Below are 13,078 nucleotides of genomic sequence, written 5' to 3' on the forward strand. Positions count from 1 at the left end.
TGAACCCCAAGGATAGACGGCCGGAATTAAGGTCTCGAACCTATATGGAGACCGCCTCAAAGTATTTCAAGGCACGCGGCAAATTGTCGCTTGCCTGACTGTCCAACCAGTGTAGATCGCTCCAGCTGCGGAGCCAGGTGAACTGGCGCTTGGCCAGCTGCCGCGTGGCGATGACGCCGCGCTCCACCATCTCAGCGTAGGACAGTTTGCCCTCGAGGTAATCCCATACCTGTCGGTAACCCACCGCTCTTATGGACGGCAGCCCCACGTGCAAGTCATTCCTTGCGCGAAGGCGTTCGACCTCGGCGATGAAGCCCTGTTCCAGCATCTGGTCAAAACGTTGCGCAATACGCTCGTGCAACACCTGGCGCTGCAGAGGCGCGATCGCCAGATGAGCCACAGTATACGGTAATTGTCCACCGCCTTGCGCGCCAAGACCCGCACTTTCACTCGCTTGGCGAAGGCGGTGTGCAGTCATGGACATACCGCTCACGCGGTACACCTCGAGGGCCCGGACAAGCCGTTGAGGGTCATTGGGGTGGATGCGCGCAGCCGACTCCGGGTCAATGCGCACCAGCTCTTCATGCAGGGCGCCCCAGCCTTCGGCGGCGGCCCAGGTTTCCAGTTCGGCACGCACGGCAGCGTCGGCGCCGGGCATATCGGCCAGGCCTTCCAGCAACGCCTTGAAATACAACATGGTGCCGCCGACCAGCAGTGGGATCTTCCCGGCCGCGGTGATCTCGGCCATGGCCGCCAGCGCATCGGCACGGAATTCCGCCGCCGAATAGGCCTCGCTGGGGTCACGGATGTCGATCAGGCGGTGCGGGAATTCCTCCAGCACCTCGCGCGGCGGCTTGGCGGTGCCGATATTCATGCCGCGATAGATCAGCGCGGAATCCACGCTGACCAGTTCCACCGGCAGCAGACGCGCCAGCTCCAGTGCCAGATCGGTCTTGCCGGCGGCGGTGGGGCCCATGAGGAATATCGCGGGAGGAAGGGACATCGGGGACTCGTTAATACGGACTGCGGGTTATTGCGAGCTGCTGAATCGATTGGCGTGCAGTTTACTGCACTTTCCTGAACGCAAGCTTACGAAAATCAACGTCCCCGCAGGAACAGCTTGTCCAGTTCGTCGAGTCCCAGCTGAGTCCAGGTCGGTCGGCCGTGGTTGCACTGACCGCTGCGCTCCGTCACTTCCATGTCGCGCAGGAGGCCGTTCATCTCCGGCAGAGTCAACCGGCGGTTGGCGCGCACGGCGCCGTGGCAGGCCATGGTGCCGAGTAGCTCGTTGAGGTGCGCCTGGATGCGGTCGCTGGTGCCGTACTCCAGCAGGTCGGCGAGTACGTCGCGCACCAGCTGGGTGGCCTCGGCCTGCTTGAGCAGCGCCGGAATCTGACGGATCGCCAGGGTTTCCGGACCAAGGCGCTGCAGTTCGAAGCCGAGCCTGGAGAACCAGGCCCCGTGTTCTTCCGCGCAATCCGCCTCGCGCTCGCTGACAGCGATGGATTCGGGCACCAGCAGCGGCTGGCCACGCAAGCCTTCGCTGGCCATGGCGGTCTTCAGGCGCTCGTACATGATGCGTTCGTGGGCGGCGTGCATATCCACCAGAACCAGGCCGTGGGCGTTCTCCGAGAGGATGTAGATGCCCTTGAGCTGCGCCAGGGCATAACCCAGCGGAGGCACGTCCTGGCTGCTTTCCGGCAGAGCCTGTGGCGTCTGGTCGGGCAGCGGGGCGAAATAGGCCTTGTAGGCGCCCTGCGCCTCCTGAATTGGTGGCATTTCCGGGCGATTCGGCTGGTAACTGTAGCCACCTCCACTGGAACCGCCGGAAGCCGGGCTCGGCTGCCAAGTACGCGCGGCGGCCGGGGCCTCCAGAACGGTCTCGGACAGGCGCATCTCACCCTGCGGGCCGAATTCGCCGGCTTCCGCGCCGGTCGGGCGCGGCACGGTCAGGGTGGTCGCTCCCGGTGGTGCCAGCTGGTCGTCCGGACGCACTTCCGCCAGCGCCCGATGCAGGGTGCCGTAGAGGAAGTCGTGAACCATGCGGCTGTCGCGGAAACGCACTTCATGCTTGGTCGGGTGGACGTTGACGTCCACCACCGACGGGTCGACCTCGAAGAACAGCACGAAGGTCGGATGACGGCCGTTGTACAGCACGTCGCGGTAAGCCTGGCGCACAGCGTGGGCAACCAGCTTGTCGCGCACCATGCGACCGTTCACGTAGAAGTACTGCAGGTCCGGCTGGCTGCGGGAGAAGGTCGGCAGGCCGACCCAGCCCCACAGGTGCAGGCCGTTGCGCTCCACTTCGATAGGCAGTGCCTGCTCGAGGAACCCGGTGCTACAAACGGCACCCACGCGGCGGGCGCGGGACGCTTCGTCCTTGGCCTCGTGCAGAGAAAGGATGGTCTTGCCGTTGTGGCGCAAATGGAAAGCCACGTCGAAGCGCGCGAGCGCCAGGCGCTTGATGACTTCCTGCAGGTGATCGAATTCGGTCTTCTCGGCGCGCAGGAACTTGCGTCGCGCCGGGGTGTTGAAGAACAGGTCGCGCACTTCGATGCTGGTGCCCACCGGGTGAGCCGCCGGTTTCACGGAGGATTCCATGTCGCGGCCCTCGACCTCCACCTGCCAGGCCTGCTCGGCATCGGCGGTGCGTGAAGTCAGGGTCAGGCGCGAGACGGAGCTGATCGAGGCCAGCGCTTCGCCCCGGAAGCCCAGGCTCATCACCCGCTCCAGGTCTTCCAGATCACGGATCTTGCTGGTGGCGTGGCGCGCCAGGGCCAACGGCAGGTCATCTGCGGGAATACCGCTGCCATCGTCGCGCACGCGCAGCAGCTTGACGCCACCCTGCTCGACCTCGACATCGATGCGCCTGGCACCGGCGTCCAGGCAGTTTTCCAGCAGTTCCTTGATGACCGACGCGGGGCGCTCGACCACTTCGCCGGCAGCAATCTGGTTCGCCAGCCGCGGGGTGAGCAGCTGGATTCGGCGCACGTCACTCATTGCTGCGACGCCAGGGAGGTGCCCGGAATCTTCAGCACCTGGCCAATCTTCAGCTCGTCGCTCTTGAGCGAGTTGGCGCTGCGGATCGAGGCGGTACTGACGTCAAAGCGGCTGGCAACCATCGCCAGGCTGTCGCCACTGCGCACTACGTATTCACGCGGGCCGGAAGCCAGCTGACCACCGTCCCGCAGCGAGGCGATGTAGGTGCCCGGTGGCGGGGTCTGCACGAAGTACTGGCGCACGCCAGCGGCGATAGAGCGCGCCAGCGCCTGCTGATGCGAACCGCTGGCCAGCTTGGCGGATTCGTTCGGGTTGGAGATGAAGCCGGTTTCCACCAGGATCGACGGGATATCCGGGGACTTCAGCACCATGAAGCCGGCCTGCTCCACCCGGCGCTTGTGCAGCGGAGTGACACGACCGACGCTGGTCAGCACCTTATGGCCGACATCCAGGCTGGAGGACATGGTGGCGGTCATCGACAGGTCGAGCAGCACGCCGGCGAGCATCTTGTCCTTGTCGTCGAGGTTCACGCCGCCGTCGCCGCCGATGAGGTCGGAACGGTTTTCCGTGTCGGCCAGCCAGCGCGCGGTCTCGGAGGTGGCGCCTCGGTCGGACAGGGCGAACACCGAGGCCCCGAAGGCACTGCGGCTGGGCGCGGCGTCGGCGTGGATGGAAACGAACAGGTCCGCGCCCTTCTTGCGGGCGATCACGGTGCGATTGCGCAACGGGATGAAGTAGTCGCCGGTCCGCGTCAGTTCGGCGCGGAAGCCTTTCATCTGGTTGATCTGCCGCTGCAGTTCGCGGGCGATCGACAGGGTGATGTTCTTCTCGTGCAGGCCGTTCGGGCCGAGAGCGCCGGGGTCTTCGCCGCCGTGGCCGGCGTCGATGGCAATCACCACGTCGCGCTTGCCGCCGCTGCTGGGCGCGGGAATCTTCGCCACCGACTGCGCCGGGCTGACCGGCGTGGCGGGCACACTGGGCGTCGGGGTCGCAGGGACGTCCGGGGCGATATCGGCGCCCTGGTCATACAGGTCGACGACCAGGCGATTGCCGTACTGCTGGTTCGGCGGCAACACGAAGCTCTTGGGCGTGACCGCATTTTTCAGGTCCAGCACCAGGCGCAGGTCGGTGGGCGAGCGCTGGGCAGAGCGCATCGCGGTGATCGGCGTGTTGTTCAGCTTGAGCTTGTCGAGGGCGGCGGACATCTGCGCGCCGTTGATGTCGACGACGATGCGGTTGGGCGCACTCAGGGTGAACAGACTGTGCTGCACGGGGCCGGACAGATCGAACACCAGACGTGTGTTGTCCGGCGCGCGCCAGATGCGCACGCTCTTGATTTGCGTGGCGGCAGAAACCTCGCCGGCAAAGAATGCCAGCAGAACGGACACCCCGATAAACAACGCCCGAAGGCGCAACCCCCAACCCATCTTTTTTCTATGCTCCCGTGGCCAGGGCGGCACACCAGGCTTCGCCCCGTGTTCCGTGCGGGTCGAGGCGCAGCATGCGTCCGCCCGCATGCGGAACAATGGTAATGTCCATGTCGGCCTTTGGCAAAATGCCTTTGCCACGCTCCGCCCATTCGATCAGGCACAAGGCATCGCCTTCGAAGTAGTCGCGGATGCCGAGGAACTCCAGTTCCTCCGGGTCGGCAAGGCGGTAGAGGTCGAAGTGGAAGGCGCGCAAGTCGCCGATTTCGTAGGGTTCGACCAGGGTAAAGGTTGGACTTTTTACCGATCCGCCATGGCCCAATCCCCGCAGGATGCCGCGAGACAGCGTGGTCTTGCCCGCCCCCAGGTCGCCATGCAGGTAGATCACCCCGTGCCCGCCGGTCGCTTCGGCAATCCGGCGACCGAGATCGACCATGGCCTCTTCGCCGTCGGCGAACAGATTCAGTTCAGGCATGGGGACAGCTCCTCGAGCAACTGACGAACGGCAGGAATCAGATCAGCGGCAGCCAGACCGCGCCCTTGCGCGCCAAGCGACTCGCCGGCGCGCGCATGTAGCCAGACCGCCAGGCTGGCGGCATCGAACGCAGGCAGCCCCTGCGCCAGCAGCGCACCGAGGATGCCGGACAGCACATCACCCAGCCCGGCACCTGCCATGGCGGGATGCCCGTGATTGCACAGCACCAGTCGGCCATCCGGGGAAGCGACCAGACTGCCGACGCCCTTGAGCACGACCACAGCCTGATAACGCTGCGCCAGCGCGTGCGCGGCTTTTGGTCGGTCAGCCTGGACCTCGGCAGTGGAAATGCCCAGCAGACGTGCCGCCTCGGCCGGATGAGGCGTAATCACCCAATCGCCGGACGGCCGTGCGACCAGGCCTTCAGCCAGCAGATTGAGCGCATCGGCGTCCCACACTTGCCGGCGCTCCAGGCTCGCCGCAGAGCTGACCAGCACACGCCCCCAGGCTTCGCGACCGACGCCGGGACCGACCACCAGGACATCGGCGCGCTCGGCGAGGCGCAGCAGTTCGGCAGAAGAAGAGATACCGCGCGCCATCAGCTCAGGCCGGCGAGCCAGCACAGCAGACACATGGGCGGCACGGGTCGCCAGGGACACCAGTCCGGCGCCACAGCGCAGCGCACTCTCGGCGGCCAGCAGCACGGCGCCGCCCATGCCGGTATCGCCACCGACCACCAGCGCATGGCCGAACAGGCCCTTGTGCGCGGCCTTCGGGCGCGCGGCCAGGCTAGCCAGCGATGCCGGAGCAAGACGGCGTGCCACGCCATCCGCAGAAATCAGCGCCGGATCGGCATCGAGCCCGTCGAACACCAGTTCACCGCATTGATCGGGGCCATTGCCGGTAAACAGGCCGAGCTTGAGGCCGATGAATGTCACGGTCAGGCCAGCATGCACCGCACAACCCAGCACTTGCCCGGTGTCGGCGCTCAGACCGGAAGGAATGTCCACAGCCAGCACCGGCAGGCCGCTGGCGTTGATCGCAGCGATGGCCGAGGCATAAGGCTCGCGCACCTCGCCACCCAGGCCGGTGCCCAGCAGCGCGTCCACCAGCACACCGCGCAGCTCGGCATGGCCGGTCCAGGCTTCGATATCCACGCCGACCGAACGCGCTTCGCCATGGGCCGAGGCGGCATCGCCTGACAGGCGGGAAGCATCGCCCACCGCCAGCACGCGCACGCGCCAGCCGGCGCGCAGGGCCAGTGCGGCGATCAGGTAGCCATCGCCGGCGTTGTTGCCATGGCCGGCCAGCACGGTGATCTCGCCGGCCTCCGGCCACTGGCGACGCAGGGCGCGCCAGGCGGCATGGGCGGCGCGACGCATCAGCTCGAAGCCGGGCGTGCCGGCGGCGATCAGGCGTGCGTCGAGGTCACGCACCTGCTGGGCGCTGTACAGATTCAGGGGCAGATCGTCGTGGGCAGTCATCGCTGTTCCGGGCGGCAGAATGTGTCGCCTTGGCGTACGGACGGGCCGACGCCGGCAAGGTCTGGCAGAATTATACGCACCCGGACTTCCCTTTCTCGCCTTCCATGCACGATTCGACACTCGACTATGCCGACCTCGCCCTCTCCATCAAGGACTGGGGGCGCGAACTCGGCTTCCAGCAGGTTGGCATCAGCGGGCTCGATCTCGAGGCCCACGGCGAACACCTGCAGCGCTGGCTGGAGGCGGGTTACCACGGCGAAATGGACTACATGGGCGCCCACGGCAGCAAGCGCTGGCGGCCCGACGAACTGGTGCCCGGCACCCTGCGGGTGGTGTCGCTGCGCATGGACTATCTGCCCGGCGACACGCGCATGGCGCAGGTTCTGGGTGATCCGCAGAAGGCCTATGTCTCGCGCTACGCGCTGGGCCGCGACTACCACAAGCTGATCCGCAAGCGCCTGCAGCAACTGGCCGAACGCATCCAGCAACGGGTCGGGCCGTTCGGTTTCCGCGCCTTCGTCGACAGCGCACCGGTGCTGGAGAAGGCCATCGCCGAGCAATCGGGCCTGGGCTGGATCGGCAAGAACACCCTGGTGCTCAACCGCAAGGCCGGCAGCTACTTCTTTCTCGGCGAGCTGTTCACCGACCTTCCGCTGCCGGTGGACCAGCCTCACGGCACGGAGCACTGCGGGCGCTGCTCGGCCTGCATGGACATCTGCCCCACCGCCGCCTTCGTGGCGCCCTATGTGCTGGATGCGCGGCGCTGCATTTCCTACCTGACCATCGAATTGAAGGGCCCGATTCCCGAAGACCTGCGCCCGCTGATCGGTAACCGCGTGTTCGGTTGCGACGACTGCCAGATGGTCTGCCCGTGGAACCGTTTCGCCCGCGCCACCGACCAGGGCGACTTCCAGCCGCGCCACAGCCTGGACAACGCCGCGCTGGCGGAGCTGTTCCTGTGGACGGAAGAGGAATTCCTCAGCCGCACCGAGGGCTCGCCACTCCGCCGCGCCGGTTACGAGCGCTGGCTGCGCAACCTGGCCGTGGGGCTGGGCAATGCACCGTCGACCATCCCGGTGATCGAAGCGCTGCGCGCGCGGCGGGAGTTCCCGTCGGAACTGGTGCGCGAGCATGTGAAGTGGGCGCTGCGCCGGCACAACGTTTGACGCGAAGGCCTTTCGCGGGAGCGCGCTTGCTCGCGAGCAGCCCCGCAGCGGAGGTTGTTCGCGAGCAAGCGCGCTCCTGCACGAGCAGATTCGCGCCAGTCAGACCTTGATGAAGTGCTCGCGGTAGTAGCGCAGCTCGGCGATGGACTCGCGGATGTCGTCCAGGGCCAGGTGGGTGTTGCCTTTCTTGAAACCGTCACGCACCGCCGGCGCCCAGCGCGCAGCCAGTTCCTTGAGGGTGGAGACGTCCAGGTTCCGGTAGTGGAAGTAGCCTTCCAGCTTCGGCATGTGGCGGTAGAGGAAGCGGCGGTCCTGGCAGATGCTGTTGCCGCAGATCGGCGAGCTGCGCTTGGGCACCCACTTTTCCAGGAAGGCGATGGTCATCGCCTCGGCTTCGGCAGCCGAGATGGTGCTTTCGCGCACGCGCTGGGTCAGGCCGGACTGGCCGTGCTGGCGGGTGTTCCACTCATCCATGCCGGCGAGCAGCTCCTCGCTCTGGTGCACGGCGATCACCGGGCCTTCCTCGAGGATGTTCAGGTCGCTGTCGGTGACGATGGTCGCCATCTCGATGATAACGTCCTTGTCCGGGTCCAGCCCGGTCATTTCCAGGTCGATCCAGATCAGGTTCTGCGGGTTCTGCATGATGGGGCTCCTCAGCTCAGCCCTCTAGTTTAGCGGGAAGCACGCCGCCGCATGCTAAACTCCGCCGCGATTTTCCCTGTGGATACCCTATGGCCAAGCGTCACCTCACCCGCCGGCAGAGCTGGCGGATCGAAAAAGTCCAGGAAGAACGCGCCGCGCGCGCGGCGAAGCGCGAGTCGCGCGCCCTGGAAGAACTGGAAGGCGGCGACCTCGGCCCGGAACAGACCGGCCAGGTGATCGCCCACTTCGGTGTGCAGGTGGAAGTCGAGGCCCAGGACGGCGACGCCGCCGGCCAGGTGTTCCGCTGCCACCTGCGCGCCAACCTGCCGCCGCTGGTGACAGGCGACCAGGTGGTCTGGCGCCCGGGCAATCAGGGCATCGGCGTGATCGTCGCGCAGCTGCCGCGCACCTCCGAGCTGCGCCGCCCGGACATGCGCGGCGTGCTCAAGCCAGTCGCGGCCAACGTCGATCGCATCGTCATTGTCTTCGCGCCGCGCCCCGAGCCCCACGCCAACCTGATCGACCGCTACCTGGTGGCTGCCGAGCACGCGGGCATCAAGCCATTGCTGCTGCTGAACAAGGCTGACCTGATCGACGAGGAAAATGCACCCTTCCTCGACTCGCTGCTGGGCACCTACCGCGAGCTGGGCTACCCGCTGCTGGAGGTCTCGGCCGCCAATGGCCTGGCGCTGGACGCCCTGCGCGCCGCGCTGAACGAGCACGTCAGCGTGTTCGTCGGGCAGTCCGGCGTGGGCAAGTCGTCGCTGGTGAATGCACTGCTGCCGGGCGTCGACACCCGCGTCGGCGACCTCTCGGAAGTCACCGGCAAGGGCACCCATACCACTACCACCGCACGGCTGTTCCACTTCCCCGCCGGCGGCGACCTGATCGACTCCCCCGGCATCCGAGAATTCGGCCTCGGCCATGTCAGCCGCGACGATGTGGAAGCGGGCTTCATCGAGTTCCACGACCTGCTCGGCCACTGCCGCTTCCGCGACTGCAAGCACGACCGCGAACCGGGCTGCGCGCTGCTCAAGGCGCTGGAAGACGGGCGCATCTCGCCGCAGCGGATGGCCAGCTACCGGCACATCCTCGCGAGCCTGCCGGAAGACGAGTATTGATCGGCGGATAACCCCTTGCCCTGTCCTGCAGGCGCAAGCATCTCCGTAATCCAGCCACAACGAAGAAGGCCAGCTTTTCAGCTGGCCTTCTGGTTTCTCACTGCTGCTTGTTCAGCTCGTCGAGTTTCAGCGTTCCGCCGTCGTCGAACAGGTTGAGCTTCTGCTTGAGCTGGTCCGGCGGCAACGGATCCCCCTGCCCGGCCGCCGGCTTGGCCGGCGCTCCGTTGGGTGCCGGCGCACCCGGAGCGGCGCCCTCGGCAGGCTTGTCGGCCCCACCATCCTGGCCTTCGATGGCACGCTGGGCCTTCTTGGTCAGGACGATGATGTCGATGCGGCGGTTCACCGGGTTGAGCGGTTTGTCGCGATCGAACAGCGCCGAGGAGGCATAACCGACCACGCGGGCGATCTGGTCTTCCGGGTAGCCGCCGGCTTCCAGCGCACGGCGCGCGGCGTTGGCGCGATTGGCCGAGAGTTCCCAGTTGCCGAAATCGCCATTGCCCGCGTAAGGCTTGGCGTCGGTGTGGCCGCTGATGCTGATCTTGTTAGGCACCTGCCTGATGGTCTCGGCCAGCGCCAGCAGGATGTCCTCGAAGTACGGCTGCAGGCGCGCGCTACCCAGGTCGAACATCGGCCGGTTGTCCGAGTCGACGATCTGGATGCGCAGGCCGTCCTGGGTGATTTCGAAGAGGATCTGGTCCTTGAAGCGCTTTAGCGTCGGGTTCTCGTCGACCTTGTTCTGCAGCTCCTGCAGCAGCAACTCCAGGCGCTCCTTCTCGACCTGCTCGGCGACGTCCTGGGCCTGTTGCTCAGTGACCTTGGCGTTCTCGTCCGGGTTGATCCGCGTCTCGTCGGCGTCCGGCTGAGCCTGGATCTGCGGGTTCAGGGTCTTGTCCGGCGCCGGCGTCGGCGTGCCGCCCAGGTCGATGACGTAGGGACTGGCGCTCTCGGTGAAACCGATGGGGTCCTGGAAATAGCCGGAGATGGCCTTCTTCTGCTCCGGCGTGGCCGAGGACAGCAGCCAGAGTACGAGGAAGAACGCCATCATGGCGGTGGCGAAGTCGGCGAAGGCGATCTTCCAGCCACCGCCATGATGGCCGGCGGCGTAGCGCTTGATGCGCTTGACGATGATCGGCTGGTTGTTATCCATGCGTCAGACGACCTATCAGCGACCGCGAACGGCCTGCTCCAGCTCGCTGAAGCTCGGACGATGCGCCGGCAGCAGCACCTTGCGGCCGAATTCGACGGCCAGCGACGGCGGCATGCCGGAGGCGGAAGCCACCAGGCAGGCCTTGATCGATTCGTAGAGGTTCAGCTCTTCCTTGGCATCGTGCTCCAGGGCGTTGGCCAGCGGGCCGACGAAGCCGTAGGCGGCGAGAATACCGAGGAAGGTACCCACCAGCGCCGCGGCGACGTGGTGGCCGATCTCGGCCTGGCTGCCCTGGCCGAGCAAGGCCATGGTGATCACGATGCCCAGTACCGCCGCGACGATACCGAAGCCCGGCAGGGCGTCGGCCACGCGGGTCACCGCATGGGCCGGGTGTTCGAGGTCTTCCTTGAGGCTGCCCAGTTCCATGTCGAACAGGCCTTCCAGCTCGTGGGGGGCCATGTTGCCGGAGGACATGATGCGCAGGTAGTCGCAGACGTACGCGGTCATGCGTTCGTCCTTGAGCACCGCCGGGTACTTGCTGAAGATCGGGCTGGCGGCGGGGTCCTCGACGTCGGCCTCAATGGCCATCATGCCTTCGCGACGGCTCTTGTTGAGCACTTCGTAGAGCATGCCCAGCACTTCCAGGTAGAAGGTGTGGGTGAAGCGGTTGCCGAACATCTTCGGCGCCTTCTTCAGCACGGTCATGAAGGTGCTGCCAGGGTTGGCCTGGAGAAACGCGCCCAGCGCGGCGCCGCCGATGATCAGCACCTCGAACGGCTGGATGATGGCCGCGATCTTGCCGCCGGAGAGCATGTAGCCGCCGAGCACGCTGGCCATGAGAACGATGATGCCGATGATTTTTGCCATGGGGACCGGACTGAAACGGTGAACAGAAAGGGAGGCAAGTTTCCCGCCTCCCTGTTGTTATCGGAGATTTCGGGCAAGACTATAGGCCGAAAACACTAAAAACCAGTTCGGCGCCTCACGCATGCCCAAGCAAATGCTTCATCCAGAGCGTCTCAAGGCCTGGCTCACGCAGCTGGAAGACCTGCCTTTGCCAGTTCCGCTGGAGCAGCGCGACGATATTCGCCGTGCGTTGAACGATAGCCGGCGCTCGATCCGTGACATCGCCGACCTGCTGCAGGACGCGCCGACACTGGCTTTCGCCATCCTGCGCGAAGCCAACCGCGCGCAGAGTGCCCGGGACAATCCGGCGGAAAGCCTGGAGGTCGCGCTCAACCGCCTGGGCCTGAGTCGCGCCAGCCAGTTGCTCGACAGCCTGCCCGCAGTGCCCGAGGCGCAGATGCCGCGTGCGCTGAACCAGTTGCTGCTGATCAGCCGCCACGCCATGCAGCAGGCCAGCGGCCTGTTCGCCAACCGCCTGGCGCGGCTCTGGCAGGAAATCCACTGGGGCAGCCTGTTCACCCTGGCGCCACTGTGGGCGCTGGCCACCGCCCGACCGGAGCTGATGGAGAACTGGCAACGCCAGGTCTACGGCCTGGGCCGCTGCAGCAGCGAAGTCGAGGAAGAACTGCTCGGCACCCGCCTGTTACCATTGTGTCGAGCACTGGCCGACAGCTGGCGACTGCCGGACTGGGTCGGCCAGGGCTACGCCCTGCTCAGCGACGACAAGCGCCTGCTGGTGCGCGCCCTGCACGTCGCCCACACCGAACACGATGCACTGGGCCAGCAGCAGCGCCTGGACGCCGACCCGGAGCTGCAGCGCTGGCTGACCCGACCGGCCAACACGATCCTTCTCGCCAACAGCATCGCCATGGCCGCGCACCAGTCCTGGGGCGGCGTGCACATGCTGCGCTGGCAGCGCCTGACCAGTCTGTACCTGCAGATGCCGCTGGAGGAGCTGCAGCAGACCGTCCACGGCCTCGCCGCGCAGAGCGCCCGGCGCCACGCCCGCCCCCTGCTCTGGCACCCGGCCGAGGCGCTACTCTGGCCCTGGGAAGCGCGTCGCTGGCTCAACGGCCCGAGGGCCGAAGAGCCGACCAAGGCGCCAGACACCCTGGCGCAATGGCGCCAGCACTGCACCCGCCTGATGCAGACGCCCAGCCCGTTCGGCAACGCCGTGCAACTGCTCGACTGCGCCAGCGACGCCCTGCAGGCCTGCGGGCTGCAACGCGGCATGATCCTGCTGGCCGACAAGGGCGGCAGCTGGCTGCAGGCGCGCCGGGACTTCGGCCTGGACGGTGGGGTCGGCGACTTCAAGCTGGAAGTCGCCGCCAGCCCGGTACTGCGAAAACTCCTGCAACAACCCGGTCAGTTGCGCCTGAGCCCGACCAACATGGCCGAGTTCTCAGCGCTGATTCCCGGCGCGCTGAAGGCGCTGATCCCCAGCGAACACCTGCTGCTGCGCTCGCTGGGCAACGGCGCGCGGGTGGTCATGCTGGTCGTCTGCGACCGCAATGGCCAGCCGCTGGCGGACCTGCACGCCCAGGCCTTCGGCCGCACCGTGCAGTGCATCGAGCACGCGGTGAAGCAGATGGCGCGGGGCACCTGATCCGCGAAAGGTTTGCGCCCCGCCGCGTCCCCTTTAAACTAACCGCCCTCACGGGGTAGCCCAGGGCGCCTGCTCACGTTGCCTCCCCCCACCGTTCCCGCCGG

Annotated in this window: 11 protein-coding genes; 3 read left to right on the top strand and 8 right to left on the bottom strand. The window is 66.4% G+C overall.

From position 1 onward, the window contains the following. Nucleotides 1-40: 40 nt before the first annotated feature. The 5 genes from miaA to IB256_RS11835 form a co-directional block, all read right to left on the bottom strand. Nucleotides 41-1,003 (bottom strand): tRNA (adenosine(37)-N6)-dimethylallyltransferase MiaA, encoded by a 963-nt coding sequence (gene miaA / locus IB256_RS11815; protein ID WP_192402665.1) that lies wholly within the window; start codon nt 1,001-1,003, stop codon nt 41-43. 95 nt (nt 1,004-1,098) lie between these two features. Beyond that, nucleotides 1,099-3,000, bottom strand: coding sequence for a DNA mismatch repair endonuclease MutL (gene mutL / locus IB256_RS11820; protein ID WP_192402667.1), 1,902 nt, complete (start codon nt 2,998-3,000; stop codon nt 1,099-1,101). Then, nucleotides 2,997-4,427: an N-acetylmuramoyl-L-alanine amidase AmiB gene (gene amiB / locus IB256_RS11825; RefSeq protein WP_081515529.1), complete on the bottom strand. Its 1,431-nt coding sequence runs from the start codon at nt 4,425-4,427 to the stop codon at nt 2,997-2,999. Before amiB ends, mutL begins: the two co-directional genes overlap by 4 nt. Nucleotides 4,428-4,434: 7 nt before the next feature. Further along, nucleotides 4,435-4,902, bottom strand: coding sequence for a tRNA (adenosine(37)-N6)-threonylcarbamoyltransferase complex ATPase subunit type 1 TsaE (tsaE, locus tag IB256_RS11830; RefSeq protein WP_081515528.1), 468 nt, complete (start codon nt 4,900-4,902; stop codon nt 4,435-4,437). Continuing rightward, on the bottom strand, nt 4,890-6,386 hold the full coding sequence (locus tag IB256_RS11835) for an NAD(P)H-hydrate dehydratase (RefSeq protein WP_192402669.1): 1,497 nt from the start codon (nt 6,384-6,386) through the stop codon (nt 4,890-4,892). Before IB256_RS11835 ends, tsaE begins: the two co-directional genes overlap by 13 nt. Before the next feature lie 104 nt (nt 6,387-6,490). On the opposite strand from IB256_RS11835, the gene queG reads away from it, so the two are divergent. Then, nucleotides 6,491-7,552, top strand: coding sequence for a tRNA epoxyqueuosine(34) reductase QueG (gene queG, locus IB256_RS11840; protein ID WP_192402671.1), 1,062 nt, complete (start codon nt 6,491-6,493; stop codon nt 7,550-7,552). A gap of 99 nt (nt 7,553-7,651) precedes the next feature. Here the strand turns inward: queG and orn are convergent, their stop codons facing one another. Then, nucleotides 7,652-8,194 carry an oligoribonuclease gene (orn, locus tag IB256_RS11845; protein ID WP_081515526.1) on the bottom strand — a complete coding sequence of 181 codons (543 nt, stop codon included), beginning with the start codon at nt 8,192-8,194 and terminating at the stop codon, nt 7,652-7,654. Nucleotides 8,195-8,283: 89 nt separating this feature from the next. Between orn and rsgA the strand changes: the two genes are divergently transcribed. Next, a complete protein-coding gene (gene rsgA, locus IB256_RS11850) occupies nt 8,284-9,315 on the top strand; it encodes a small ribosomal subunit biogenesis GTPase RsgA (protein ID WP_184595179.1) in 1,032 nt (343 codons plus the stop codon). A 97-nt stretch (nt 9,316-9,412) separates the two neighbouring features. Here rsgA and motB read toward each other — a convergent pair whose 3' ends face one another. Beyond that, complete coding sequence (gene motB, locus IB256_RS11855; protein ID WP_192292995.1) at nt 9,413-10,462, bottom strand: flagellar motor protein MotB; 1,050 nt, start codon at nt 10,460-10,462, stop codon at nt 9,413-9,415. A gap of 15 nt (nt 10,463-10,477) precedes the next feature. Next, nucleotides 10,478-11,329: a flagellar motor stator protein MotA gene (gene motA, locus IB256_RS11860; RefSeq protein ID WP_081515523.1), complete on the bottom strand. Its 852-nt coding sequence runs from the start codon at nt 11,327-11,329 to the stop codon at nt 10,478-10,480. Nucleotides 11,330-11,450: 121 nt separating this feature from the next. On the opposite strand from motA, the gene IB256_RS11865 reads away from it, so the two are divergent. Beyond that, complete coding sequence (locus tag IB256_RS11865) at nt 11,451-12,974, top strand: HDOD domain-containing protein (RefSeq protein WP_225601724.1); 1,524 nt, start codon at nt 11,451-11,453, stop codon at nt 12,972-12,974. Nucleotides 12,975-13,078 lie beyond the last annotated feature (104 nt).

This window comes from Pseudomonas sp. PDM17, from assembly GCF_014851985.1.
GTDB lineage: Bacteria > Pseudomonadota > Gammaproteobacteria > Pseudomonadales > Pseudomonadaceae > Pseudomonas.